The following is a 24,559-nucleotide window of genomic DNA, read 5'->3' as shown; positions in this document are numbered from 1 at the left end:
AGTAATCTCTGTGACCGCGCGGGGAGAATGCCGGGGACGACTAAGCTTGAGGGGTGGCTCACCTGTTGGGAGCGGAATCGCTCCACCTAGAATTTCCCACCCGCGTAATCTTCGAGAAGGTTACTGCCGGGGTCAATGAGGGCGACCGGATCGGTATCGTCGGCCGTAACGGTGATGGCAAGTCCACGCTGTTGCAGCTGCTGGCCGGCCGGATCGAACCCGATTCGGGTCGGGTCACGCGTCGCCGCGGGGTGACCATCGGCTACCTCGATCAGCGCGACATCCTGGACTCGGACATGACCGTCGCCCAGGCAATTGTGGGCGACACCGAGGAGTACATCTGGGCCGGTGATCCGAAGATCCGCGACGTGATCTCGGGTCTGCTGTCGGATCTGCCCTGGACCGCCGAGATCGGCACCCTCTCCGGTGGTCAGCGACGCCGGGTCGCCCTGGCCGCGCTGCTGGTGGGTGACTGGGACGTGCTGTTCCTGGACGAGCCCACCAACCACCTCGACGTCGAGGGTGTGTCCTGGCTGGCCGGACACCTGAAGAACCGCTGGATCCCGGGCCAGGGTGGCCTGCTGGTGGTCACCCACGACCGGTGGTTCCTGGATGAGGTGTCCACCGACACCTGGGAGGTGCACGACGGCATCATCGAACCCTTCGAGGGTGGCTATGCCGCCTACGTGCTGCAGCGCGTGGAGCGCGACCGCATGGCCGCGACCATCGAGGGCAAGCGTCAGAACCTGATGAAGAAGGAGCTCGCCTGGCTGCGCCGCGGTGCCCCCGCACGCACGGCCAAGCCGAAGTTCCGGATCGAGGCCGCCAACGCCCTGATCGCCGATGTCCCGCCGGTGCGTAACACCGTGGCGATGAGCCAGATGGCGACCTCGCGCCTGGGTAAGGACGTCGTAGACCTGCTGGATGCCGGCGTGAAATACGGCGACCGGACGATCTTGAAGAGCGTGGAATGGCGCATCGCCCCGGGTGAGCGCACCGGAATCCTCGGTGTCAACGGTGCCGGAAAGTCGACCCTGCTGGGCCTGGTAACCGGCGAGGTGCAGCCCACCTCCGGTGTGGTCAAGCGCGGCAAGACCGTGAAGATCGCCGCACTGACCCAGCAGCTCGCCGAGCTGGAAGACATTCAGAACGAGCGCGTCTCGGCCGTGATCGGACGATACCGCACGAGCTATAAGGCCGGCGATAAGGAGATGACCCCGGGCCAGCTGCTCGAACAGATGGGCTTCGCCTCCGCTCAGCTGCAGACCCCGGTGAAGGACCTCTCTGGTGGTCAGAAGCGCCGTCTGCAGCTGCTGCTGATCCTGCTGGATGAGCCCAACGTGCTGATCCTCGATGAGCCCACCAACGACCTCGACACCGACATGCTCGCGGCCATGGAGGACCTGCTGGACACCTGGCCCGGCACCCTGCTGGTGGTTTCGCATGACCGGTACCTGCTGGAGCGGGTCACCGATCAGCAGTATGCGGTACTGGATGGCGACCTGCGTCACCTGCCCGGCGGCGTGGACGAGTACCTGCGCATCCGCAACGCGACGCCCGCGTCGGCGAGTAAGCCCGAGGAGCTGACCTCCCAGGCCAGCTCGGCCCCGGCAAAGCCCGGCCTGAGCGGTGGCGAGCTGCACCGCGCGCAGAAGGAGCTGGCCTCGATCGAGCGTCGGATCCAGAAGGCAACCGCCGCAATCGATGCCGCCCACGCACGCCTGGCCGAGCACGACCAGAGCGACTACGCGGGCCTGGGCAAGATCACCGAGGAGACGCAGAAGCTGTCTGCCGACATCTCCAGCTTGGAAGAGCGCTGGCTTGAGCTTTCGGACCTGCTGGGTTCGTGAGTTTGGCTGTTCCGCCCGCGCAGCGTCTCATCTTTGAGACGCTGCGCGGGCGTTTTGACGCCGAGGGATGGTGGCCGGCGAAGTCGACCTTCGAGATGATGGTGGGCGCGATCCTGGTGCAGAACACCGCCTGGCGCAACGTGGAAACCTCGATTCGGGCGCTGCGGGAGCGCGCACTCTTGGATCCGGCGGCGCTCGCCGCGATTCCGGCCGAGGACCTGGCCGAGGTGATCCGGCCCAGCGGCTTTATGACCGCCAAGTCGCGCTCGGCGGTGGCACTCGCGCGCTGGACGGTGGAGACCGGGGCGCTGGAAACCGGGGCGCTGGATGCCGGGGCGCTGGAGACCGTTGCCGCGGGGAGCACCGAGCCGGGTGGGCGCACGCCCTCGGGCATCACCGACCGCACCGATGCCGACCTCCGCGAGGAACTGCTCGCGCTGCCGGGCATCGGGCCCGAAACCGCCGACGTGATCGGCCTCTATGCCTTTGATCGCCCGGCCTTCATCTGGGACACCTACGCCCGCCGGATGCTCACCGCTGTGGGCTATCCAGTGCCCGGCAGCTACCCGGCCGCCCGTCGCGCGCTGACCGCGACGGTTGAGGCCGCCGGATTCAGCGTGTCCGAGTATCGGGAGTTTCACGGTCTGATCGTCGAGGCGGGCAAACACGCCCGCTCCCTGGGCGGCTGGGACGTGCTGGCGGCAGAGCTGTTCCCCGCGCGCTAAAACACCCGTGGGCACCCCGGTAATTCGGGGTGCCCACGGGCGTACAGTCGACTAGTTGAACAGTCTCCGGAACAGGTTGGTTTCGGCGAGGTCCAGCAGTTCCTCGCCGTTGTCCGGGTGAAGGACTGTATCGTGCGCTGGCTAGTTGAAGAGTCTGCGGAACAGGTTTGTCTCGGCCAGGTCGAGCAGTTCCTCTCCGTTGCCGGAGAGGATTGTGCGCAGCGCGTACAGGGTGAAGCCCTTGGCTTGGGCGGCGGTCACGGTCGGCGGGATCGAGAGTTCCTGACGCGCGGTCATGACCTCAACCAGCGCGGGACCGTCGTGTTCGAACGCGGTGCGCAGCGCGCCCTCAAGCTCGTCGGGGTTTTCCACGCGCTGACCGTGCAGACCGATCGCGGTCGCGACCTCGGCGAAGTCGGGGTTGTCGAGTCCGGTGCCGTAGGTCACAAACCCGGCGGCCTTCATCTCCAGTTCCACGAAGTTCAGCGAGGAGTTGTTGAACACCACGATCTTCACCGGAAGCTTGAGCTGACGCAGGGTGATCAGTTCACCCAGCAGCATCGCCAGCCCGCCGTCGCCGGAGAGCGCGACCACCTGGCGGTCGGGGAAGGCCGACTGGGCACCGATGGCGTGGGGAACCGCATTGGCCATCGTGCCGTGGTTGAACGATCCAATCAGCCGGCGCTTGCCGTTCATTTCCAGGTAGCGGGAGGCCCACACCACGGGGGATCCCACATCGGGGATGAACACGGCGTCCTCGCTGGCCAGGTCGCTGATCAGCTTGGCCACATACTGCGGATGGATCGGGGTGCGTCCGCGATCGTTGGTGGCCAGCTCATCGAGGCCCTTGCGTGCCTTCCGATAGTGCTTGAGGGAGGCATCGAGATGTTTAGAGTCGGTGCGTTCGCGCAGGATCGGGAGCAGCGCCTCGGCCGTGTCCTTGACCGAGCCCACCAGGCCCAGATCGATCGGGGTGTGCTGACCGAGGTTTTCGCCCCGGATGTCGACCTGAATAATCTTCGCCTTGGAGGGATAGAACTGACGGTAGGGGAACCCGGTCCCGAGCATCAGCAGCACCTCGGCGTTCTCCATCGCCCGGTAGCCCGAGGAGAATCCCAGCAGGCCGGTCATGCCCACATCGTAGGGATTGTCGTATTCGATGAACTCCTTCCCGCGCAGCGCGTGCACGATGGGTGCCTTGAGCCTGGCGGCCAGCGCGATGACCTCGTCGTGGGCACCCTCGGTGCCGGCTCCGGCGAGGATCGTGACGTCCTCGCAGCCGTTGAGAATCTCGGCCGCCTGCGCGAGCAGCGCATCGGTGGGCCGGGTGATCCTCGGCGCGTGCACGATGGGGGCCGAGCGGCGGGTATTCGGGGTGGACTGCAGCAGAATGTCGCCGGGGATGACCACCACCGCGACACCACGCAGCTCGATCGCCATCCGCATCGCCCGCTCAATCACAAACGGCACCTGCTCGGCCACACTCACCAGCTCGGTGTAGACCGAGGCCTCGCGGAAGAGTTCCTGCGGGTGGGTTTCCTGGAAGTAGCCGCTACCGATCTCGGCGCTGGGGATCTGGGCGGCGATAGCCAGTACCGGCACCCGACTGCGGTTGGCGTCAAAGAGCCCGTTGATGAGGTGGGTGTTGCCGGGGCCGCAGCTTCCCGCACACACGGTGATTTCCCCGGTGAGGGCGGCCTCGGCTGCCGCCGCGAACGCCGCGGCCTCCTCGTTTCGTACGTGCTGCCAGGCGATGGTGCCGTCCTTGCGCAGGGCGTCGGTGAACCCATTGAGTGAATCTCCGGGGAGCCCGTATACCCGGCTGACTCCCGCATCCTTGATCGTTTCGACGATGGTTTCGGCAATGCTTGGCATTAAAAATCCTCCCGCGCTACATGATCGTTATCCCTTTCCACCCTACTCGCGACCGCTCCCGTTGATGCATGCATCAATGCATGGTTCTGCTAAAGTGGGCGGGTGACCGAATCAATCCTGCTGCCCTGGGAGGGTGATCACGGCCGCTCAGTGGCCATGAAAATCGCCGCCACGACCGCCAAAAGTATCGTCCAAGGCGGGTATGGTCCCGGCGACCTGCTCACCGAGGTAACCCTCGCCGACTCCCACGGTGCCAGCCGAACCCCCGCCCGCGAAGCCATGCTGCAACTGCACACCTGGGGTCTGGTGCGCCTGATGCCCAAAAAGGGTGCCCTGGTCACCGCGGTATCCGCGAAGGAACGGCGGGATCTGCTGGATGTGCGGGCGATGTGCGAGACCCGCGCGGTCGAGCTGTTGGCCGATGATGACGCGGGAAAGCTTGCGCTCCTGGATCGCCTATATGCGTGCATCGCCGCCCAGCAGGAGGCCCTCGTCGAGGGTGACCTGCTGCGCTTCGCCCAGAACGACGTGGCCTTCCATCTGCGCATCATCGAGGCCGGGGGCAACCTGGTGGTGGGGGAGATGCTGAACAGCCTGGGACCGCGCCTGGCCCGTCTGATCTACCAGGCGACGATCGAGCGCCCCGCCGCAGCCGCCGGATTCCGCGAGGAGCATGTTCGCCTGGCTGCGATGATCGCCGCCGGAGACACCGAGAGCTTTGGCACCGCCGTGCGTGCCCACATCGACCGGGGAACCTCCACCGGAGGCGTCGCGTGACCCGTGCACCCTGGTGGCGTGTTGCCCCGGCCGTCTTTTTACTGGCCTGGGGTGGGAACCACTTCACGCCGCTGCTTCACCTCTACGAGGAACTCGGACGCTATGCCGCCTGGCAGGCGAACCTCCTGCTGGGAATGTACGTGCTGGGGCTGGTCCCCGGACTGCTGATCGCGGCCGCCCTCTCCGACCGCTTCGGGCGCAAACCCGTGCTGGTGACCGGGGTTCTGCTGGGAATTGCTGCCAGCGTCATGCTGGGCCTCGGGCTGCACTCGTTTGTCCTGCTGTGTGCCGGGCGTGCGCTCGCCGGCGTGGGGGTGGGCATCGCGATGTCGGTGGGCTCGAGCTGGATCAAGGAGCTCTCGGCACCCGACATCGATCCGAGCGCCGCCCGCGGCTCGGGGGCACGCCGACCCACCCTCACCCTGACCATCGGGTTCGGCCTGGGTGCCGCGGTCACCGGAATCCTGGCTCAGTGGGCCCCGGATCCGTCCCAGCTGCCCTATGTGGTGCATGCCGTGCTCAGCATTGTGGCCCTGGTTCCACTGATTCGCGCCCGAGAAACCCTGACCGCGGGTCCCGAAGCGGGGACCCACTGGTGGCAGGATCTGCGCATCCCTGCCTCGGGTGGCCCGGCATTCCGCCGCGTCATCGTGCCCGCTGCACCCTGGGTTTTTGCCGCCGCAGGGATCGCCTATGCGATCATGCCGGCCATCGCCGCCCGCCAGATGGGGGAGTGGACCACGCTCTACGCCACCATTCTTACGGTCCTGACCCTGGGTACCGGCGCGCTGGTGCAGCCCTATGTGGCCAAGCTTGATGGGCGCACCCGGGGTCAGGCGCTGAGTATCGGGCTGGCCCTGATGTCGCTGGGTATCGTGCTGGCCGTGGTAGCCGCGATCCTCGGGAGCCCGATCCTGCCCTTCTTCGTGGCACCCGTCCTGGGCTGCGCCTACGGGATCACCGTGGTGGCCGGCCTGACCCGGGTGCAGGCGATTGCCACCCCGCAGGACCTGGCCGGTCTCACCGGCGTCTACTATTCGCTGACCTATTCAGGATTCTTACTGCCGGCTGTGCTTGCGGCACTGCTGCCGGTCATGAGTTACACCGTCTCATTGGCGATAGTGGCCGTGATCTGCGTAATTTGCCTCGTGATTGTGTACACCGGAAGCAAGCGGTTCCGCCCCGGAATCACGGGCTAAAACCGGTTCGTGTCTCGGTTTGTTACGGGCCGTTTTCGGCATCCAGCACGAGTTCCCTACGGTTGAGACATCGTGAGAAGTGCTCGCGGAGAAAGGAAGCCCAGATGTCTATCAAGCACAAAATCGCCGGAGTCGTCGCAGGAATGGCCGCGATTGCGCTGCTGGCTGGTTGCTCCTCCGCAGCCACCTCCGAGGGTGGATCGTCGGCAGATGCCGGCAAGACCGTCAAGATCGGTGTTGTTGGCGCCAGCGACCCGTACTGGGAAACCTACAAGGAAGAGGCCAAGAAGGCCGGCATCAACGTCGAGATCGTTGGTTTCACCGAGTACCCCCAGGTCAACCCGGCACTGGCCAACGGCGACGTTGACATCAACCAGTTCCAGCACCTGATCTACCTCGCCCAGTACAACGTGGGTGAGAACAAGGACCTGACCCCGATCGGTTCGACCGCAATCTACCCGCTGCCCCTGTACTCGAAGAAGTACAAGGATGTAAAGGACATCCCCGAGGGCGCGACCATCGCGATCCCCAAGGACGAGTCCAACCAGGCGCGTGCGCTGCTGGCCCTGCAGGGTGCCGGCCTCGTCAAGCTCAAGGATGGCGGCTCGATCGTCTCGATCGCCGATGACGTGGAGTCCGGCTCCAAGGTTAAGGTCATCACCGTGGACGGCTCGCTTGCCGCCGCCCAGCTGGATGACCCGGCCGTCGCCGGTGCCGTGATCAACAACGACTTCGCCACCAAGGCCGGAATCGATGTCAGCTCGGCCATCGCCAAGGACAGCGCCGAGGACCCCAAGTCCCAGGCCTACGTCAACGTGTTCGCGGTTCGCGCCGCCGACAAGGACAACGCCACCTACAAGAAGCTGGTGGAGATCTACCAGGACTCCGAGGCCGTGAAGAAGGGTGTGCAGGAGGCTAACAACAACAGCGCCGTGTTCGCCAAGATCCCGGCAGCCGACCTGGAGAAGACCCTCAAGGACGTCGAAAAGACCGTCAAGTCCTCCAAGTAGTAGGACATTACATACACCCGGGCGGTGATTGGAGACATGCTCTCCAATCACCGCCCGCGGGCGTCTGGGCCGTGATAGCGTCGCCGAGTCCTCGGTGAGTTGAGGCCACACACGTATTTTGGGCGGTTTTGCCGCAACCGCAGCAGCAAGGAGCGCAACAATGGCACTGGTCAGTTTGACCGACGTCACCAAGACCTATCCGGATCCCAATGATCGCAGGCGTCAGATCGCCGCCATCGACGGGGTTTCTCTGGATATTCAGTCGGGCGACGTCTACGGCATCATCGGCTACTCGGGGGCCGGGAAATCCACCCTGGTCCGGTTGATCAACGCGCTGGAATCGGCCAGCTCGGGCAGCATCCTGGTGGATGGGGCCGAGGTCACCACGATGCGCGAGGGCGAGCTGCGTAAGCTGCGTCTGGGCATCGGCATGATCTTCCAGCAGTTCAACCTCTTCAACGCCAAGACGGTGCGGGCAAACATCGCCTATCCGCTCAAGGTCGCGGGGGTGCCCAAGGCCGAGCGGAATCGTCGGGTCGAGGAGCTGCTGGCCTTTGTGGGGCTTTCCGAGAAGGCGAAGTCTTTCCCCGATCAGCTCTCCGGCGGACAGAAGCAGCGGGTGGGCATCGCCCGCGCCCTGGCTACCTCCCCGCGGATCCTACTGGCCGATGAGGCGACCAGCGCGCTGGACCCGGAGACCACCCACGAGGTTCTGGGTCTGCTCAAGAAGGTCAACCAGGACCTCGGCATCACGATCATCGTGATCACCCACGAGATGGACGTTATCCAGCAGATCGCCACCAAGGTCGCGGTGATGGAAAACGGCAAGGTCATCGAAAACGGCGAGGTCTATGAGGTGTTCTCGAACCCTCAGCACGCGGCGACCCGTCGCTTTGTCTCCACCGTGGTGCGCGGGATCCCGGTGGGTGAGGAACTGCAGACGCTGCGGTACCGTCACCCGGGACGCATCTTTACCGTGTCAATTCTGGACGGGGATACCAGCCAGGCTCGGGTGTTTGAGATCCTGACCCAGGCTGGACTCGGGTTTGAACTGATCTACGGCGGCATCAACGACATTCAGGGTCGCACCTTTGGCCACCTGACCCTCGCCGTGACCGGCGACGATGCGGCCATCGAGTCCGCCCTCGCCCAGATTTCCGCGCTGACCGAGATCGTGGAGGCTCGCTGATGGATGGCATCGATAACATTATTCGTAACTTCCCTAAGCTGGTTACCGCCACCGGGGAGACGCTCTACATCGTCGGTTTTGCGCTGTTGTTGGGTGGGTTCTTGGGGCTCGTCCTGGGCCTGATTCTCTATGTGACCCGACCCGGTAACCTGCTGCAGAATCGTCCGATCTTCACGATCCTCAACGTGATTGTGAACATCTTTAGGCCCATCCCGTTCCTGATCTTCCTGATGGCGCTGCAGCCGCTGACCCGAATCGTGGTGGGCACTGGAAACGGCAACACTGCGATGGTGTTCACGATGTCGATGGCGGCAATGTTTGGGATCAGCCGGGTGGTGGAGCAGAACCTGCTGACCGTTTCGCCCGGTGTGATCGAGGCCGCCCGGTCGGTGGGTGCCTCGCGGCTGCGGGTCATCTTCACGGTGATCCTGGGTGAAGCCCTCGGACCCCTGATCCTCGGCTACACCTTCGTTCTGGTGGTCATCGTGGACATGTCCGCGCTGGCCGGCACGATTGCCGGTGGCGGTCTGGGTACCTTCGCGCTGGAGAACGGCTACCGCCAGTTCAAGCCCGAGCTGACCTATGCGGCACTGGTTGTCGTGATCATCCTGGTGCAGCTGATTCAGTTCTTCGGCAACTGGCTGGCCCGCAAGGCCCTGCGCCGATAGATCGCATGCATCACAACGCCCGGGTGGCTTCTGTGGAAGCCCACCCGGGCGTTGCCGCGTTCGGCAGCGGGCACCACCGCGAGTGCTAACCCGGGCGAAGACCGGGGCTACTTGGAATCCACGCCCAGGCGGCGGAGCAGGATCGAGAGGGATTCCTGTTCGCGCTCGGTGATCGCCGAGAGCAGCTGCGATTCGGCGGCCAGCAGCGCCGAGATGGCCGCATCCACGGCGTCGCGTCCGGCGGCGGTCATGACCACCAGGATGCCGCGGCCGTCGTTGGGATCGGTCTCGCGCCGGACCAAGCCGCGGGCGACCAGACGGTCGATCCGGTTGGTCATCGTGCCGCTGGACACCAGGTTCTGGGTGAGCAGGGTTTTGGGACTCAGCGTGAAGGGGGCTCCGGCGCGGCGCAGCGAGGCTAGTACGTCAAATTCCCAGGGCTCCAGGCCCGGCTCGGCAAAGGCCGCGCGACGGGCCGCATCCAGCTGATGGCTCAGCCGATCCACTCGGGAGAGCACCCGCAGGGGCGCGAAATCGAGATCGGGGCGCTCGCGTTCCCACGAGCGCACGATCAGATCGACTTCATCCGGTTGTGCGGGCATCTCACTATTATCTCGACTTCGAGACAGTTGTGGGGGATTGACGGCAAATCCACACGCTTCGTGGCGACCGAAGTTGGCGCTTGTGGGCGTTGTCGTCGGCGACACTCGTCGGAATCTGGCAGACTGGGATCGCACACGTCCTACGACGTGTTCCGCCTTGGTGTAACGGCAGCACGGCAGCCTTTGGAGCTGTCCGGTCCAGGTTCGAATCCTGGAGGCGGAGCGCAGTGCACTCTTAGACGCCGCACTCTCGCAGGGTACGGTGTTCCCTTCAGAAAGGAATCGAGTGACCGATTCGCAGCTCGCCGTCATCGTTCTCGCCGCAGGGCAGGGCACCCGGATGAAGTCCCGTACCCCGAAGGTTCTGCACCCGCTGGGTGGACGCACGGTCGTGGGTCACGTCATCGAAGCGGCGCGCAGCCTGGAGGCTGCTCACGTCCTCGCCGTGGTGCGCCACGAGCGTGACCTGGTGGCCGCTTCGATCACCGAACAGCTTCCCGAAACCATCATCGTGGACCAGGACGAGGTTCCCGGCACCGGTCGTGCGGTGGAACTTGCCGTCGCGGCGCTGCCCGCTGACTTCGCCGGAGACGTACTGGTGCTCAACGGCGATGTGCCGCTGCTGACCGCCGAAACCCTTTCCGCGCTGATCGCCGATCACCGCGGGACCGGGGCCTCGGCCACCATTCTGTCGGCGATCCTCGACGATGCCACCGGCTACGGCCGGATCATCCGCACCGAGGCCGGCGACCTGGACCGGATCGTTGAGCACAAGGACGCCAACGAGGTCGAGCTGGCCTCCCGCGAGATCAACGCCGGCATCTACCTCTTTGGTCTGGCCGCGCTGCGCGAGCAGCTCGCCGCGCTGACCACCGATAACGCCCAGGGTGAGAAGTATGTGACCGACGTGCTCGGCCTGCTGCGTACCGCCGGTTCGGCGATTGCCGCGCTTCCGGTGAGCGACGCCTGGGAGGTGGAGGGCATCAACGACCGCGTGCAGCTTGCCGCCGCCGCCGCGCGCCTCAACACCGTGACCATCGAGCGCTGGCAGCGTGCCGGGGTGACCGTGCAGGACCCGCGCACCACCTGGATCGACGTCCAGGCCACGCTGGCCCCCGATGTGACCCTGAAGCCCGGCACGCAGATCCTCGGACCCAGCGTGATCGAGAGCGACGCCGTGATCGGCCCGGACACCACCCTGTTTGCCGTAGAGGTGGGCGAGGGGGCCGAGGTTAAGCGCACCGAGGCCAGCCACAGCGTCATCGGTGCCGGCGCGACCGTGGGGCCGTTTACGTTCCTGCGTCCTGGCACCGTCCTCGGGGCCAACGGCAAGATCGGCGGCTTCGTCGAGACTAAGAACGCCAAGATTGGCGCGGGCTCCAAGGTTCCGCACCTCTCCTATGTGGGCGACGCCACTATCGGTGAGGAAACCAACATTGGAGCGGGCACAATCTTCGCCAATTACGACGGCGTGAACAAGGCCGCATCCACCGTGGGATCGCATGTTCGAATTGGATCGCACAGTGTGGTCGTCGCTCCGGTTACAATTGGAGACGGTGCGTACTCGGGTGCGGGCACCGTGGTCCGGAAAGATGTTCCGGCCGGGAGCCTCGCCATCAACGTTTCACCGCAGCGCAACCTCGAGGGCTGGACCGAGTCCAAGCGTCCCGGAAGCGCGGCGGCACTGGCGGCCGAGGCCGCCAATTCCCCCACAGCAGATAACTGAATAACGCGAAACGTCGGTCAAGACCGGCAGGAAGCAGGAGTGGTGTCCGGCATTAAAACGAATGGTCAGAAGCGTCTGGTTCTGGTCGCGGGTCGCTCGCACCCCGAGCTCGCTGAGGCAGTAGCCGAAGCGCTCGGGTCCGAGCTCGTCCCGACCGACGCTCGTACCTTCGCCAACGGTGAGATCTACGCGCGGTTCGATGAGAGCGTGCGTGGTTGTGATGCATTTGTCATCCAGTCTCACACCGCTCCGATCAACGAGTGGCTGATGGAGCAGCTGATCATGGTTGACGCGCTCAAGCGCGCCTCCGCTAAGCGGATCACCGTGGTCGCCCCGTTCTACCCCTATGCACGTCAGGACAAGAAGGGTCGCGGCCGTGAGCCGATCTCGGCTCGCCTTGTCGCCGACCTGTTCAAGACTGCCGGTGCCAACCGCATCATGTCGGTGGACCTGCACGCCTCGCAGATCCAGGGCTTCTTCGACGGCCCGGTGGACCACCTGTTCGCGATGCCGGTTCTGCTGGAGCACTTCCGTGCCTCCCTCGACCGCTCCGAGCTGACCGTGGTGTCCCCGGACATGGGCCGCGTGCGCGTGGCCGACATGTGGAGTGACCAGCTGGATGCGCCGCTGGCGATCATCCACAAGCGTCGTGACCCGCTGGTGGCCAACCAGGTCACCGTGCACGAGATCGTCGGTAACGTCGAGGGTCGTGTCTGCCTTCTGGTGGACGACATGATCGACACCGGCGGAACCATCGTCAAGGCGGCTCAGGCTCTCAAGGACAACGGTGCGACCCGCGTGATCGTGGCCGCAACCCACGCCGTGTTCTCGGACCCGGCGAGCGAGATTCTGCAGTCGGCCTGCGTGGACGAGGTCGTGGTGACCGACACCCTGCCGATCCCCGAGCACAAGCGCTTCGACACCCTCACCATCCTCCCGATCGCGCCGCTGCTGGCACGTGCGATCCACGAGGTCTTCGAGGATGGTTCGGTTACCTCGATGTTCGACGGTGCCGCCTAGCATTTAGCCACATCACAAACGCCTCCCGCTCGATGAGCGGGAGGCGTTTGTGATGTGGTGGTGGGCGCTGTGCGTGTCCCCGTTAGTCCGCCAGTTCTGCCGGGGGAATGACCGCGACTGCCGGAACTAGGCCCGCGCGCCTCGACAGAATGCTTCCGTGCGCGCGCAACAGGTTGGGGACCACCAGGTAGACGGCCAGGGGAACCACGGCCGCGGTCAGCACCAGCGTGCGCAAGGGCAGAGGCCAGCCCGCGGAGAGGGGTTCGAGGGCGAACGAGCCGAGGGTGACCAGGGGGAAGATGGCGAGCCAGGTGAGCAGTGCGCGGACGTGGGTCGAGGGTGGTTTCTGTGACATTAATCAATCTCCAACTGTTTGGTTGCAGATTCGACAGTATCGCCTCGATCGGGTATCTGCAACCGTTTAGTTGGAATTGCTAGACTGGGGTCATGGCCTGGGATACCGAACGCACTCAAAAGCTCCTGCTCGATGCCGCGACGGCGTGCTTTAGTGAGTCTGGTTTGGCGGGCACCCGCATCGACGCCATTGCGCGGGCGGCCGGGGTGAATAAGGAGCGCATCTACAGCTACTTCGGCAACAAGGAGGCGCTGTTTGAGACCGTGCTTTCGCGCGAGTTGGAAACCTTCGTGGGGCAGGTGCACGTGTCCGGCGTCGGGGCCGAGGCCGTGGGGGAGTATGCCGGAGCCTTTTTTGATCGCTTCCATCAGAGCCCGCACCTGCCCCGATTGCTGGCCTGGGAGGGGTTGGAGCGGCCCGCCGCCCGGATGGGTGGCCACACTCGGCTGGCGAACTGTGTGGCCAAGGTGGATACCCTGTCCGTGGCCTTGCCCGGTGTATCGCGACCCCAGGTGGCCCAGCTGCTCCTGAGTATCATCATGCTCGCCGCCGCCTGGTGGACCATGCCGCAGATGAATCGCCTGGTGCTCGGTGGGAGTGAGGGGACCCAGGATGATCCCGAAACGGCGGCCGATCGGTTTGGTCGTGACCGGCATCGCCGGGCGGAGCTCGTGGTGCAGGTAACCGGTGCCGCACGCGCCCTCCTCGCGGGCGATTAGCGACACGTTTGATGGGCGCGCTCCATCGCGCCGGCGCACGCGCGTAGCGTGAATGGATGTGAGCGAGATTCGGTTCCGATTCGCGGTGGCCGCGGATGCCCCCAGGATTGTGGCGCTGGCCGCCCGAGTGTTTCGCGGGGCACCCAGTCGCGCGGGGTGGGCGAGCGAGGTGGGTATGTCCTCGTCGCGGCCGACGGATCTTCCGTTGGCGGCGCACTGGATCCGAGCCGAGAATCAGCGGGTGCTACTGGGGGAGGTAGAGGGTGTCCTGGTGGCCGCCGCGCATGTGCAACATGGACGCGGAGACGGAGCCCTGGCGTCTGTGGTGAATCTGAGGACCCAGGGTAATGGAGGGTTGCGTCTGGGGGCATTTTGGGTGACCCCCGCTCGCACTCGATGTGATGTGACCTCGGCGATGGTCGCGGAGTTGGATCGAATGCTGCGAGGCTCGGTGCGCGGGGAGGCTCGCGAACTGGTGATCGTGACTCCCGAGCCCGCACTCACCGCATACTTTCTGCGCCGCGGATTTATCCCCAGCGGAGAAATCTTTGATCTGCCGCCCGCCGGTCTTACTCTCCGGCCCACAAGGTTCGGTGGCGCGGTGGCGGTCGCTACCTGATCGCCCTGGCGGAGGCAGTGAAGCGGGCGTAGGGTGGGCTCATGACAAACGATGTAATCGCAAACGACCCTCAGATCACCATGTACGGTGCCGACTGGTGCCGTGACTGTGTGCGATCCAAAGCCCTACTGGATGCCCGTGGGGTGGCCTACACCTATGTGGATCTGGTTGCTGATGAGACCGGTGCCGAGCGCGCTCAGGCGATCTCCGGCCGGACCCAGATTCCGGTGGTGGTGTTCCCGGATGGATCGCATCAGGTTGAGCCGAGTGACCGCGATCTGGAGGCCAAGCTCACCGAGTTGGGTGTCCTCTAGCGCGTATCTGCCATACCAGCGTTTTCGTAACAGCGCATGCTTTCTCGATAAAGCATGCGCTGTTGTGTGTTCTGCGGCTCGCAATCACACAACTGGTATGGTAGTTTTCTTGTGGGCGGAATGACCGACCCGTCGCATCATCAAAGGAGTTGACCGCGCATGCGTATCGCCAGTGCCGAAATCATCGTCACCAGTCCCGACCGGAACTTTGTCACACTGAAGATCACCACCGAAGACGGAATCACCGGCCTGGGTGACGCCACCCTGAACGGTCGCGAGCTTGCCGTGGTCGCCTACCTGCAGGAGCACGTGGTGCCGCTGCTGATCGGTGCCGACGCGCACCGCATCGAGGACATGTGGCAGTTCCTCTACCGCGGGGCCTACTGGCGTCGTGGCCCGGTCACGATGGCCGCGATTGCCGCCGTGGACGTGGCTCTCTGGGACATTAAGGCCAAGGCTGCCGGCATGCCGCTCTACCAGCTGCTGGGTGGCGCCTCGCGCAACGGCCTGCTCGCCTACGGTCACGCCTCGGGCAAGACCATGCCGGAGCTGTTTGACAGCATCCGCTCGCACCAGGAGCAGGGCTACCGGGCGATCCGCGTGCAGACCGGTGTTCCCGGCCTGAAGTCGATCTACGGCATCGCCTCCAACGACACCTTCGACGCCAACACCGGCGTGCGCTACGACCACGAGCCCGCCCAGCGCGGTGCCTACCCGGCCGAGGAGGACTGGGATACCCGTGCCTACCTGCGCCACGTACCCACCGTGTTTGAGGCCGTGCGGAACGAGTTCGGTCCCGAGCTGCCGCTGCTGCACGACGGCCACCACCGGATGACCCCGATCCAGGCCGCCAAGCTGGGCAAGAGCCTCGAGCCCTACGACCTGTTCTGGCTCGAGGACTGTACCCCGGCCGAGAACCAGGAGGCCCTGCGCCTGGTTCGTCAGCACACCACCACCCCGCTGGCGATCGGTGAGATCTTCAACACCCAGTGGGACTACCAGCAGATCATCCGCGAGCAGCTCATCGACTACGTGCGCTCGGCCGTGACCCACACCGGTGGTATCTCGCACCTCAAGAAGATCCTCGAGTACGCGGCGCAGTACCAGATCAAGTCCGGTATGCACGGACCGACCGACATCTCTCCGGTGGGTATGGCAGCGGCCATGCACCTGGGACTGGCGATCCACAACTTCGGTATCCAGGAGTACATGAAGCACGGGGCCAAGACCGACCAGGTCTTCGAGCAGTCCTTCACCTGGGAGAACGGCTTCCTGCACCCGGGCAACAAGCCGGGTCTGGGTGTCGAGCTCAACAAGGACGAGGCGGGCAAGTACCCGTACGAGCAGGCCTACCTGCCCTATAACCGTCTGGCCGACGGTACCGTTCACGACTGGTAGGTCGCCGTCTGCGGCCCCGTGCCGCCACCCGCGAGATCGTGCATCTTGCGGGACCAGGATTCGATTGGTGGGTGTGGGTTTGCGCCGGGTGCACCCGCTAATCGAACAACTCTGTACACCCGAGGGCTCGGGATGCCGCACGGCATCCCGGGCCCTCCGGCCTAGGATTGAGCCATGACCTCCTCCACCGCTTCGGCACCACGTGCGTCCGCGCGGTCGATCGCCTACACCGAGATCCGCGAGCGGGTGATCCGCGGGACCTACGCCCCGGGCACCGGGCTGAGCGAGGCCGATCTGGCCGGCGAGCTCGGGGTGAGTCGTCAGCCCGTGCGTGAGGCACTGCTGCTGGTCGCCCAGGAGGGGCTCGTGGAGGTGCGCCCGCAGAGTGGGACCTACGTGGCTCGGATCGACTCGGCCGTGGTGCGCCAGGCGCAGTTCATCCGCGAGGCCATCGAGCTGGCCTCGCTCGAGGCGTGCCGCGACCGCGTGGGGGAGGCCCAGATAGCGCGGCTTCGCGACATTATCGCCCGGCAGCGCGAGGTCGAAGACCCCGAGGACTTCTACCCGCTGGATGAGGAGTTTCACCGCGCCCTCCTGAGCATCCCCGGGCACGAAACCGCCTGGGCAACCGTCGCCGGTGCCAAGGGGCACCTCGACCGCGTGCGCTATCACGGACTGACCGGGTTCCGCTCGGTCTCCGAGTACATCCGTGATCACGAGCGCATCGTCGACGCTCTCGAATCCGGCACCATTCCCGGTGCCGCCGCCGAGCTGCGCTCCCACCTGCGCTTCGTCCTGATCGACCTCGACGGCCTGGAGCGCAGTCACCCCGAGTACTTCGAGCCGGTGGGTCCCGCCCGGCGATAAGGGGCGTTCGTCCGGTGTTCTCGCCGCATTTCGTGGGCAAGAACCCTCCTCCACATAGGTGCGTGTAGACCACGTTCTCCACAGATTATGGTGTTCTCACCGCGCAGCTCTTCTGTCGCAGAGGATTGTGAATGGGGGTGATGAGTGATGACACTTAGGGCGGGCAACGTGCGAGGGGCAGCGCTACGCTTCCTGCTGTCGCCGTTTGCCGAGGCGATGACCTGCGTTGCCATTCTCTTCGGTGGGATGAGTTTCTCCACCGCACGCGGTGAGCCTATCGGCCTGATCATCGGTGGCATGCTGATCGCGATCGGTGTGTGCCCGCTGCTGGTACGAGGGTTCCAGTCCTCAGCCGAAGGCAACCTGTTTCGCATTGCGACGGCACAGACGGGCGATACCCTGACGCTGCTCCGCAGCACGGTTCGTCTGGCCACCGAGCTGGTTGTGATTTCGCCCGCAACTCGATCGCGACTCGGAAAGAATTACCTCGAAGACACCGTTTTCCGGCTGTGGCGCACGCGGTTCCGCGGGGACTCACGAGTGGGCATCGTCCTCTATGTCCTTAGCGAGGATGGGCAATTTTGGAAACCACGAGTGGGCGTCGGTGCCGGAATTTCCGGTGCACGGCTGCCGCCGATGCGCGTGCGTGGGCTCTCCCCGCTGGGCTGGATTGGCGAGATCACGCGGGAGAACACGGAGGGCGTCGTGAGATCACGGCACCGGCGAGACTCCGAACTGGTCATCCCGCTCCGCGCCCCCGACCGCGTTCTTGGTGCCCTGCGCATCATGGGGGTTACGGAGAACGATCACTCAAAAGAATTCCACGTAGCGTTGATGCCATACGCGGAAGCAATGGAATTTGCTATCGTCGCCGCGGAGCATCGGTCAATCGAAAGTAGGAAGGACACGGGACGAAGATCATGAGCGACATCGACGAGCAGCAGCCCGAACTGCAGACGCCTGCACGGGAACCATACTGGGCCGACCACGACACGGCAAAGGACTTTAGCGATGCTATTGAGCGCCAGGTTGCCGCGGGGATGCGCGCAATTGCGTTGGACATTCTTCATCTGCGCTGGCGTGGACTACGAAGGCGCCACGGGATTCACCCCAGTCAGCTTCGGTAGTGCGCGAACCGCGGAAGGCAGCCTGAGCATCCTCCACAGCGCACTCATCGCATCGAAGTTTCCACAGTTTCAACGATCAGGACCGTGGCCGGCTAGACGAAGCGAAAGATAGAGCTCGGAGGTGATTCGAGTGAATCGCGAAGTGCGTTGGGGAAGCAGATCGGTGCGATTCTTGCTGTCCCCGTTTGCCGATGCGCTAACGAGCCTGGCGATGCTGTTTGGGGGCATGTTCCTATCGACTCACGCACTGTTTATGACCGTGCCTTGCGCGTAGCGTTGCGGCCATACCTGGATGCGCTCGCCTACCTCCTTGACTCCGAACCGGTTCATCGAATAGGCGGTGCCCCCACCACTCCAATCCCCTGAGAAAGAGAGGCGACAATGTCCGAGGAAGAGCTTCGGGAAGACCTTGACACATCGATCATTGACGATGAGTTCCCCTACGAAGAGGCCAGCATCGAGGAACTCCGCGAGCGGTACCGGAGAGAACGAGACGAGCCGTTTGCGGCCTTCCTGGCCGACATCCTGCTCTTTCGGTGGCGCGGGCTACGGGAGCGTCATGGTTTGCAACGGGTCGGCTGGAAGGGCCGTTGAATTCGGAGCAAAAACGCGGCCCCGCCCGATGGGGCGAGGCCGCGAGATTACCCGTTTGCCAGTTCCAGAACCTCGATCCGGCACAGAACCTCGATCTGGCAGATGAGGGTGATGAGAACCGGAACTAGTGCGAGTCGGTGGCGCTGATCTCGGTACGGTCTCCCGACCACAGGGTGTGGAAGGTTCCCTCGATGTCGACGCGCTTATAGGTGTGAGCACCGAAGAAGTCGCGCTGACCCTGGACCACTGCGGCCGGCAGACGCTTGGCACGCAGACCGTCGTAGTAGGCCAGCGAGGAGGAGAACGCCGGGGCGGGGATGCCGGTCTGGGTGGCCGAAACCACAACCCGACGCCAGGCTTCCTGGCCCGCGGTGATCGCGTCCGAGAAGTACGGTGCGGTCAGCAGGGCGGCCAGGTTCGGCTGCTCGGCGTACGCGTCGGCGATGCGGTTGAGGAACTGGGCGCGGATGATGCAGCCCCCACGCCAGATGCGCGAGACGGCACCCAGGTCGATGTTCCAGTTGTACTCGGCGGCACCGGCGCGGATCGCGTCGAAGCCCTGCGAGTAGGCGACGATCTTCGAGGCGTAGAGTGCCTGGCGGACGTCCTCGATGAAGGCGTCGCGGTCGGTCACGGCCACCGGGTTTGCCGGACCCGGCAGACCCGCGGCGGCTTCGCGCTGCTCGGGGTGCGAGGAGAGCGAACGTGCAAACACGGCCTCGGCGATACCCGACACCGGGACGCCCAGGGCCAGTGCGTTCTGCACGGTCCAGACGCCGGTTCCCTTGGAACCTGCCTGGTCCAGGATCACGTCAACCAGCGGCTGGCCGGTCTTGGCATCCACCTGGCGCAGAACCTCGGCGGTGATCTCGATCAGGTAGCTCTCCAGCTCACCCTTGTTCCACTCGGTGAACACGTCGGCGATCTCGGCCGGGGTCAGACCCGCGTTGTAGCGCAGCAGATCGTACGCCTCGGCGATGAGCTGCATGTCGGCGTACTCAATACCGTTGTGGATCATCTTCACGAAGTGGCCGGCACCGTCGGTACCCACGTGGGTCACGCAGGGCTCACCCTCGGCGACCGCGGCGATCGAGGAGAGGATCGGACCCAGGGTCTCATAGGCCTCGGCGGTTCCACCGGGCATGATCGACGGGCCCTTGAGTGCGCCCTCCTCGCCACCGGATATCCCCGCACCCACAAAGTGGATGCCGGTCGGGCTCACGGCCTTTTCTCGGCGGATGGTGTCGGTGTAGAGGGCGTTGCCGCCGTCCACGATGATGTCGCCGGGCTCGAAGCGCTCGGTCAGCTGGTTGATTACGGCATCGGTGCCGGCGCCCGCCTGCACCATGATGATCGCGGTGCGCGGCTTCTGCAGCGAAGCCACAAACTCATCGATGGTCTCGCTGGCCACAAAGCCGGCCTCCGGGTGTGCCTCGACAACACCGCGGGTGCGCTCGGGCGAGCGGTTGAAAATTGCGACGGTGTTACCCTCGCGGCTCGCCAGGTTACGGGCGAGGTTGCTGCCCATGACCGCCATTCCGATCACGCCAATGTTTGCCTGTGCTGCTTCCGTCATGGTTACTCCAATTCGGGGATTATGGAAAGGGGATGCGCTGGACATGCCTGGAAGAGACGCAGAAACGCGCGGCTCCGAGCATGGGTTGTGATCAACTTAGCAAACCTCACATGCCCGGAAACGGTTTTGCCCATGCACCTTTGTTCAGTGCTGTGGGCGACCGTGCGGACCCCCGGAATACCGGGGATCCGCACGGTGTTGTCCGCCCACCGCAGAATCAGATGCGCACACCTGTGCGCCCGAATCGGCCAGGTTGAGATCCTGCCGAGAGGCGGAAGACCTCGCGCGGGACCCCTGGTGTGGACTGTTCGGTCTAGAGGCGGAAGACCTCGCGCGGGACCCCTGGTGTGGACTGTTCGGTCTAGAGGCGGAAGACCTCGCGCGGGATGCGGTCCGTGAGATCTCGGATCAGCACCGCCGCCTCATCCTCGCCCAGCTGATGGGTGGCCACCAGTCCGGCAAGGAATGCGGCATCCGCGCGGCGGGACATGTCGTGGCGGGCGGGGATCGAGCAGAACGCGCGGGTGTCGTCGATGAACCCCGAGGTTTTGGCAAAGCCGGCGCTGTCGGTCACGGCCGAGCGGTAGCGGGCGATGGCCGCCGGGGTGTCGATGAACCACCACGGCGCCCCCGCATACACCGAGGGGTAGAACCCGGCAAGCGGGCCGATTTCCCGGGAGAACACCGTCTCGTCCACGGTGAACAGCACCAGGCGGAAGGTGTCGTTGGTTCCGAAGTCCTGGAGCATGCGGCGCAGGGGGCGGGTGAAGGAGCCCTGGTCGGGGAGGTCGTGTCCGGTGTCGGGGCCGAAGCGTTCCAGGGTCGGCGTGTGGTGTCCGCGGATCACACCGGGGTGCAGCTGCATCACCAGGCCGTCCTCGGCCGCCATCTCGGCATAGCGGTAGAGCATGTTGCGGCGGTAGGCGACGGCGTCGGCCTCGGTCGCGGTTCCGGCCAGGGCGGCGGCGTGGATGCGTTCGGCCTCGGCGAGGGGGAGCGGCTCGGCGGTGGGTTCAAGCACGCCGGTGTCGGTGGCCGTGGCACCGTGGGTGATGAAGTGTGCGCGGCGGTTCCGCAGCGCGGCGATCAGGCCCGCGTAGGTGCCGGTGTCGATATCGGCGGCCTCGGCGATCGCGGTGAGGGCACCGCGCCAGGCCGGAGCCGAGGGATCCATATAGCGGTCGGCGCGGAAGGTTGGCAGCACGCGTCCGTGGAAGGTGGGATCCTCGGCCAGGGCGCGGTGGGCATCCAGCGAGTCGGCGGGATCATCGGTGGTGGCCAAGACCTCGATGTTGAAGCGTTCAAACAGCGCCCGCGGCCGCCACCCGGGCTGCGCCAGTTTGGCTGCGATCTGCGCATAGATCGAGTCTGCAGTGTCGGCGGAGGGGACCTCGGTGATCCCAAACACATCGTGCAGTTCGGTTTCGAACCAGTAGCGCACCGGGGTTCCGGCGAAGTGGTGCCAGTGGCTGGCGAACCTGCGCCAGATGTCGGATCCGCTCGCGGTGGAGGCCACGCCGCGGTCGGCCAGTCCCAGATCACCCAGGGCAACACCGTGGGCGTGCAGTAGCCGGGTGACGTAGTGGTCCGGGGTGATCAGCAGCTCGGCGGGATCCCGGAACGCCGCGTTTTCCAGCAGCAGGGTGGCATCCACGTGCCCGTGTGGGGAGAGGATCGGCGCACCCGCCACCTCCCCATAGAGTCGCCGGGCGATCGCGAGTGTGGTGGGGTCTGCCGGAAGCAGACGATCGGGGTGTGGGGTGAGCTGAGTCACGGGTGTCTCCCTGTCTTCATTGGCTGGGGTCGGTAACGCGGTGGTGCAAAACTGTGGGTGGCTAGTGCTCCCGGGCGGGGCCGGTGGACTTGCGCACGGTCAGGTGGGTGGGCAGCAGCATCGGCGGGGGCGGCGGAGCGTCCGCACCGGCTTCGAGCCGGGACAGCAGCATCGAGACGGCCATCCGGCCCGCGCGCTCGATCGGTGCGGTGAGCGTGGTGAGCGGGGGATTGCAGAAATCGGCCCCGAAGATGTCGTCGCAGCCGACCACGCTGATGTCCTCGGGGACGCGGACGCCGCGCTCGCGGAATCGCTCAAGCATCCCGATCGCGATCAGGTCGTTGAACACCACGCAGGCGGTGGATTCGCTGTTGATCATCGCCTCCGCTGCCGCCGCACCCGAGGCCATGCTCGGGGCGTATTCGCGGGTGCGCACGGGGTGGACGCCGAGCTTCTGCGCGGTCTTTTCCAGGCGCTGCCAGCGGCGCTCATTGGACCAGGACATATCGGGTCCGGACACGTAGGTGATCCGGCGGTGGCCGAGGGAGGCGAGGTGGTCGAGGGCCTGATCGATTCCGAACGGGGTGTCGATGATGACCGCGGGAATCCCGGGCACATGACGGTTGATCGCGACCAGCGGCATCCGCTCGGCGAGCGAGAGCAGCTGCTGGTCGGAGAGCCGGGATGCGGTGAGGATTGCCCCGTCGGCCGAGCGGCGCAGCGAGTCGATGGTGGCCGCCTCGGAGTCGCTGGACTCGGCGGTGTCCACGAGCATCTGCAGGTAGTTTGCCGCCTTGAGCTGCTGCTGTGTGCCACGAATCAGCCCGAAGTAAAACGGGTTGGTGATGTCGGAGACCAACACCGCGATCGAGCCGGTCTGCCCCGAGGTGAGGGCGCGGGCCTGGGTATTCGGGGTGTAGTTGAGGGCCCGGGCAATCGCCACGATCTTCTCCCTGGTCTGGGCATTTACTCGGCCCGGATTGGAGAGCGCGCGCGAAACGGTCGAGGCGGCAAATCCGCTTTCGCGGGCCACATCGTGAATCGTCGCGGGTCTGGTTGACGGCGACACCGGGTCATTACTCATATCCAGAGAAAACCACACTTGGCAATTTTTGGCAAACGGTTGCTGAAAGTTTGTCGTTTTGTCTAGAGTCGGTGCACCGGGGTTTTGAGCCACGGTTTCACCCACTCAAGGAGGAGCTCGGATGATGAAGAAAAAATTCGCCCTGACCACGGCGCTACTGGCGGCCGGCGCGATCACTCTCGCCGGTTGCGCGAGCGGCGGTGACGCACCCGGCGATGGCGCCGGCGCGCTGGACGGTAAGGGCAAGACCCTGAACGTTCTGACCGACGCCAACACGCTCTACCCGGAGGAACAGCAGAAGTGGTTCGCCGATGTGAGCGAAAAGTTCAAGGCCAAGACCGGTGCCGAGGTGAAGTTCGAAACCTTCGCCAGCGCCAACGATGAGCTGACCAAGATCCAGACCTCGGTGGTCTCGGGCCAGGGCCCGGACATCTACTCGCTGGGAACCACGTTCACCCCGACCGCCTACGCCACCGGCGCCTTCGTTAAGCTCGGTGACGAGGAATGGAAGAAGGTGGGTGGCCGCGACCGCTTCACCGAGGCCAGCCTGGGGATTTCCGGACCGGACAAGGACAACGAGGTGGGGATCCCCGCCCGAAGCCGTCCGTTTGTGATGGCCTACAACACCGAGATGCTCGCCGCCGCCGGCATCGACAAGCCCGCCGACACCTGGGACGGACTGCTTGAGCAGGCAAAGAAACTGACCCACGACGACGTGTACGGTCTGAGCATCGCCTACGGCGACAACTTCGACCCGTGGAAGTTCATCTGGGCGATGTCGACCCAAGCCGGGAACCCGATCATCGATGGCAAGAAGGTGCGCATGGATGATCCGGTCACCATCAAGGCCTATGAGACCTACTTCGGCTGGCTGACCCAGGACAAGGTGGTCAACCCGGCGGCGATCGGGTGGAAGGCCAGCCAGGCGCTCGCCTCGTTCGCCGACGGCAAGGCCGCGTTCATGCCGATGGTCACCGCGACCTCGATCAACACCCTGGAAGCCTCGGCCGTGGCCGGTAAGTACGCCTACGCGGTCATGCCGACCGTTCCGCCGGGGGAGACCAAGCGTCCCTCCGACGGTAAGGAAGCAGCCTCGATCCTCAGCGGATCCAACTTCGTGGTTGCCGACTACTCCAAGAACAAGGACCTCTCCTTCGCCCTGATCGAGATGCTCACCACCGCCGAGGAACAGAAGGTCTACTACGACACCTTCGGCGAGATGCCTACCAACGCCCAGGCAGCCGAGGCGCTGGAAAAGGACAACGAGAAGCTCGCCCCGATCGTTGCAGCCTCCAAGCTCTCCGTGGGCACCCCGTTCAGCGGTGCCTGGGGTGACGTGCAGCTGGGCTTGACCAACGTGGTGGTTCAGGCCATCCCGTCGCTCAACGCCGGATCTGTGAGCACCGATCAGATCACCTCCGCCCTGAAGACCGAGCAGGAAAAGGCTCAGTCCGCTCTGGATCGCGCGAAGTAAGACACCGGAAGAGATTC

At 64.9% G+C, this 24,559-nt stretch carries 24 protein-coding genes and 1 tRNA gene; 19 read left to right on the top strand and 6 right to left on the bottom strand.

The genetic code is table 11. The features are described 5' to 3' along the window. Positions 1-53 precede the first annotated feature (53 nt). Positions 54-1,850: an ABC-F family ATP-binding cassette domain-containing protein gene (locus D9V34_RS01565; protein ID WP_121687185.1), complete on the top strand. Its 1,797-nt coding sequence runs from the start codon at positions 54-56 to the stop codon at positions 1,848-1,850. Beyond that, the gene (locus D9V34_RS01560) at positions 1,847-2,575 is read left to right on the top strand and encodes an endonuclease III domain-containing protein (RefSeq protein WP_183091794.1); all 729 of its coding nucleotides are present in this window, start codon (positions 1,847-1,849) and stop codon (positions 2,573-2,575) included. Before D9V34_RS01565 ends, D9V34_RS01560 begins: the two co-directional genes overlap by 4 nt. Positions 2,576-2,716: 141 nt before the next feature. Here D9V34_RS01560 and poxB read toward each other — a convergent pair whose 3' ends face one another. Beyond that, positions 2,717-4,450: a ubiquinone-dependent pyruvate dehydrogenase gene (gene poxB, locus D9V34_RS01555; RefSeq protein WP_121687183.1), complete on the bottom strand. Its 1,734-nt coding sequence runs from the start codon at positions 4,448-4,450 to the stop codon at positions 2,717-2,719. Between the two features lie 102 nt (positions 4,451-4,552). On the opposite strand from poxB, the gene D9V34_RS01550 reads away from it, so the two are divergent. The 5 genes from D9V34_RS01550 (at position 4,553) to D9V34_RS01530 (ending at position 9,293) form a co-directional block, all read left to right on the top strand. After that, the gene (locus tag D9V34_RS01550) at positions 4,553-5,227 is read left to right on the top strand and encodes a GntR family transcriptional regulator (RefSeq protein WP_121687182.1); all 675 of its coding nucleotides are present in this window, start codon (positions 4,553-4,555) and stop codon (positions 5,225-5,227) included. Then, positions 5,224-6,426: an MFS transporter gene (locus D9V34_RS01545; protein ID WP_121687181.1), complete on the top strand. Its 1,203-nt coding sequence runs from the start codon at positions 5,224-5,226 to the stop codon at positions 6,424-6,426. Before D9V34_RS01550 ends, D9V34_RS01545 begins: the two co-directional genes overlap by 4 nt. Positions 6,427-6,530: 104 nt before the next feature. Continuing rightward, positions 6,531-7,436, top strand: a complete 906-nt coding sequence (locus D9V34_RS01540) for a MetQ/NlpA family ABC transporter substrate-binding protein (RefSeq protein ID WP_121687180.1) — start codon at positions 6,531-6,533, stop codon at positions 7,434-7,436. Positions 7,437-7,596: 160 nt separating this feature from the next. Continuing rightward, entirely contained in the window at positions 7,597-8,625 is a 1,029-nt protein-coding gene (locus tag D9V34_RS01535) for a methionine ABC transporter ATP-binding protein (RefSeq protein WP_121687179.1), read from the top strand. After that, positions 8,625-9,293, top strand: coding sequence for a methionine ABC transporter permease (locus D9V34_RS01530; RefSeq protein ID WP_121687178.1), 669 nt, complete (start codon positions 8,625-8,627; stop codon positions 9,291-9,293). Before D9V34_RS01535 ends, D9V34_RS01530 begins: the two co-directional genes overlap by 1 nt. A gap of 107 nt (positions 9,294-9,400) precedes the next feature. Here the strand turns inward: D9V34_RS01530 and D9V34_RS01525 are convergent, their stop codons facing one another. Then, a complete protein-coding gene (locus tag D9V34_RS01525) occupies positions 9,401-9,895 on the bottom strand; it encodes a MarR family winged helix-turn-helix transcriptional regulator (RefSeq protein ID WP_030148377.1) in 495 nt (164 codons plus the stop codon). Between the two features lie 151 nt (positions 9,896-10,046). On the opposite strand from D9V34_RS01525, the gene D9V34_RS01520 reads away from it, so the two are divergent. The 3 genes from D9V34_RS01520 (at position 10,047) to D9V34_RS01510 (ending at position 12,641) form a co-directional block, all read left to right on the top strand. Further along, a tRNA-Gln gene (locus D9V34_RS01520) sits at positions 10,047-10,118 on the top strand. A gap of 63 nt (positions 10,119-10,181) precedes the next feature. Then, complete coding sequence (gene glmU, locus D9V34_RS01515) at positions 10,182-11,621, top strand: bifunctional UDP-N-acetylglucosamine diphosphorylase/glucosamine-1-phosphate N-acetyltransferase GlmU (RefSeq protein WP_121687177.1); 1,440 nt, start codon at positions 10,182-10,184, stop codon at positions 11,619-11,621. Between the two features lie 42 nt (positions 11,622-11,663). Next, positions 11,664-12,641, top strand: a complete 978-nt coding sequence (locus D9V34_RS01510) for a ribose-phosphate diphosphokinase (protein ID WP_121687312.1) — start codon at positions 11,664-11,666, stop codon at positions 12,639-12,641. Positions 12,642-12,723: 82 nt separating this feature from the next. On the opposite strand, the gene D9V34_RS01505 is transcribed toward D9V34_RS01510, so the two are convergent. Next, positions 12,724-12,996 carry a putative antibiotic biosynthesis monooxygenase gene (locus tag D9V34_RS01505; protein ID WP_121687176.1) on the bottom strand — a complete coding sequence of 91 codons (273 nt, stop codon included), beginning with the start codon at positions 12,994-12,996 and terminating at the stop codon, positions 12,724-12,726. A gap of 92 nt (positions 12,997-13,088) precedes the next feature. Here D9V34_RS01505 and D9V34_RS01500 point away from each other — a divergent pair, with 92 nt between their 5' ends. The 8 genes from D9V34_RS01500 to D9V34_RS01465 all read left to right on the top strand — a co-directional run bounded on the left by D9V34_RS01500 (position 13,089) and on the right by D9V34_RS01465 (position 18,634). Further along, on the top strand, positions 13,089-13,715 hold the full coding sequence (locus D9V34_RS01500; RefSeq protein WP_121687175.1) for a TetR/AcrR family transcriptional regulator: 627 nt from the start codon (positions 13,089-13,091) through the stop codon (positions 13,713-13,715). 58 nt (positions 13,716-13,773) lie between these two features. Then, entirely contained in the window at positions 13,774-14,334 is a 561-nt protein-coding gene (locus D9V34_RS01495; protein ID WP_121687174.1) for a hypothetical protein, read from the top strand. Between the two features lie 41 nt (positions 14,335-14,375). Continuing rightward, the gene (locus D9V34_RS01490) at positions 14,376-14,648 is read left to right on the top strand and encodes a glutaredoxin family protein (RefSeq protein ID WP_121687173.1); all 273 of its coding nucleotides are present in this window, start codon (positions 14,376-14,378) and stop codon (positions 14,646-14,648) included. Positions 14,649-14,807: 159 nt separating this feature from the next. Beyond that, complete coding sequence (gene manD / locus D9V34_RS01485) at positions 14,808-16,046, top strand: D-mannonate dehydratase ManD (protein ID WP_121687172.1); 1,239 nt, start codon at positions 14,808-14,810, stop codon at positions 16,044-16,046. Between the two features lie 174 nt (positions 16,047-16,220). Then, complete coding sequence (locus D9V34_RS01480; RefSeq protein WP_121687171.1) at positions 16,221-16,913, top strand: GntR family transcriptional regulator; 693 nt, start codon at positions 16,221-16,223, stop codon at positions 16,911-16,913. A 168-nt stretch (positions 16,914-17,081) separates the two neighbouring features. Next, positions 17,082-17,837: a hypothetical protein gene (locus tag D9V34_RS01475; RefSeq protein WP_147441587.1), complete on the top strand. Its 756-nt coding sequence runs from the start codon at positions 17,082-17,084 to the stop codon at positions 17,835-17,837. After that, positions 17,834-18,040 (top strand): hypothetical protein, encoded by a 207-nt coding sequence (locus tag D9V34_RS01470; RefSeq protein ID WP_121687169.1) that lies wholly within the window; start codon positions 17,834-17,836, stop codon positions 18,038-18,040. Before D9V34_RS01475 ends, D9V34_RS01470 begins: the two co-directional genes overlap by 4 nt. 381 nt (positions 18,041-18,421) lie before the next feature. Beyond that, positions 18,422-18,634, top strand: a complete 213-nt coding sequence (locus D9V34_RS01465; RefSeq protein ID WP_121687168.1) for a hypothetical protein — start codon at positions 18,422-18,424, stop codon at positions 18,632-18,634. A gap of 124 nt (positions 18,635-18,758) precedes the next feature. On the opposite strand, the gene gndA is transcribed toward D9V34_RS01465, so the two are convergent. The 3 genes from gndA to D9V34_RS01450 all read right to left on the bottom strand — a co-directional run bounded on the left by gndA (position 18,759) and on the right by D9V34_RS01450 (position 23,068). Continuing rightward, positions 18,759-20,210 carry an NADP-dependent phosphogluconate dehydrogenase gene (gndA, locus tag D9V34_RS01460; protein ID WP_030148387.1) on the bottom strand — a complete coding sequence of 484 codons (1,452 nt, stop codon included), beginning with the start codon at positions 20,208-20,210 and terminating at the stop codon, positions 18,759-18,761. A gap of 361 nt (positions 20,211-20,571) precedes the next feature. Then, positions 20,572-21,984 carry a glucuronate isomerase gene (gene uxaC / locus D9V34_RS01455; RefSeq protein ID WP_121687167.1) on the bottom strand — a complete coding sequence of 471 codons (1,413 nt, stop codon included), beginning with the start codon at positions 21,982-21,984 and terminating at the stop codon, positions 20,572-20,574. A 61-nt stretch (positions 21,985-22,045) separates the two neighbouring features. Next, positions 22,046-23,068 carry a LacI family DNA-binding transcriptional regulator gene (locus D9V34_RS01450; RefSeq protein WP_121687166.1) on the bottom strand — a complete coding sequence of 341 codons (1,023 nt, stop codon included), beginning with the start codon at positions 23,066-23,068 and terminating at the stop codon, positions 22,046-22,048. A 121-nt stretch (positions 23,069-23,189) separates the two neighbouring features. Here D9V34_RS01450 and D9V34_RS01445 point away from each other — a divergent pair, with 121 nt between their 5' ends. Then, positions 23,190-24,542 (top strand): sugar ABC transporter substrate-binding protein, encoded by a 1,353-nt coding sequence (locus tag D9V34_RS01445; RefSeq protein ID WP_121687165.1) that lies wholly within the window; start codon positions 23,190-23,192, stop codon positions 24,540-24,542. Positions 24,543-24,559 lie beyond the last annotated feature (17 nt).

Source organism: Mycetocola lacteus (assembly GCF_003667575.1).
GTDB lineage: Bacteria > Actinomycetota > Actinomycetes > Actinomycetales > Microbacteriaceae > Mycetocola > Mycetocola lacteus.
The sequence above is the reverse complement of the archived record's forward strand: the minus strand, read 5'-3'. Positions and strand labels throughout refer to the sequence as shown.

Excerpts from the sequence above, each read along its gene's own strand:
- D9V34_RS01465 (WP_121687168.1), top strand. The coding sequence starts at position 18,422 with ATGTCCGAGGAAGAGCTTCGGGAAGACCTTGACACATCGATCATTGAC.
- D9V34_RS01530 (WP_121687178.1), top strand. The coding sequence starts at position 8,625 with ATGGATGGCATCGATAACATTATTCGTAACTTCCCTAAGCTGGTTACC.
- D9V34_RS01450 (WP_121687166.1), bottom strand. The coding sequence starts at position 23,068 with ATGAGTAATGACCCGGTGTCGCCGTCAACCAGACCCGCGACGATTCAC.
- D9V34_RS01505 (WP_121687176.1), bottom strand. The coding sequence starts at position 12,996 with ATGTCACAGAAACCACCCTCGACCCACGTCCGCGCACTGCTCACCTGG.
- D9V34_RS01535 (WP_121687179.1), top strand. The coding sequence starts at position 7,597 with ATGGCACTGGTCAGTTTGACCGACGTCACCAAGACCTATCCGGATCCC.
- D9V34_RS01480 (WP_121687171.1), top strand. The coding sequence starts at position 16,221 with ATGACCTCCTCCACCGCTTCGGCACCACGTGCGTCCGCGCGGTCGATC.
- poxB (WP_121687183.1), bottom strand. The coding sequence starts at position 4,450 with ATGCCAAGCATTGCCGAAACCATCGTCGAAACGATCAAGGATGCGGGA.
- D9V34_RS01500 (WP_121687175.1), top strand. The coding sequence starts at position 13,089 with ATGGCCTGGGATACCGAACGCACTCAAAAGCTCCTGCTCGATGCCGCG.
- D9V34_RS01445 (WP_121687165.1), top strand. The coding sequence starts at position 23,190 with ATGATGAAGAAAAAATTCGCCCTGACCACGGCGCTACTGGCGGCCGGC.
- gndA (WP_030148387.1), bottom strand. The coding sequence starts at position 20,210 with ATGACGGAAGCAGCACAGGCAAACATTGGCGTGATCGGAATGGCGGTC.
- D9V34_RS01525 (WP_030148377.1), bottom strand. The coding sequence starts at position 9,895 with ATGCCCGCACAACCGGATGAAGTCGATCTGATCGTGCGCTCGTGGGAA.
- D9V34_RS01470 (WP_121687169.1), top strand. The coding sequence starts at position 17,834 with ATGAGCGACATCGACGAGCAGCAGCCCGAACTGCAGACGCCTGCACGG.
- manD (WP_121687172.1), top strand. The coding sequence starts at position 14,808 with ATGCGTATCGCCAGTGCCGAAATCATCGTCACCAGTCCCGACCGGAAC.
- D9V34_RS01490 (WP_121687173.1), top strand. The coding sequence starts at position 14,376 with ATGACAAACGATGTAATCGCAAACGACCCTCAGATCACCATGTACGGT.
- D9V34_RS01540 (WP_121687180.1), top strand. The coding sequence starts at position 6,531 with ATGTCTATCAAGCACAAAATCGCCGGAGTCGTCGCAGGAATGGCCGCG.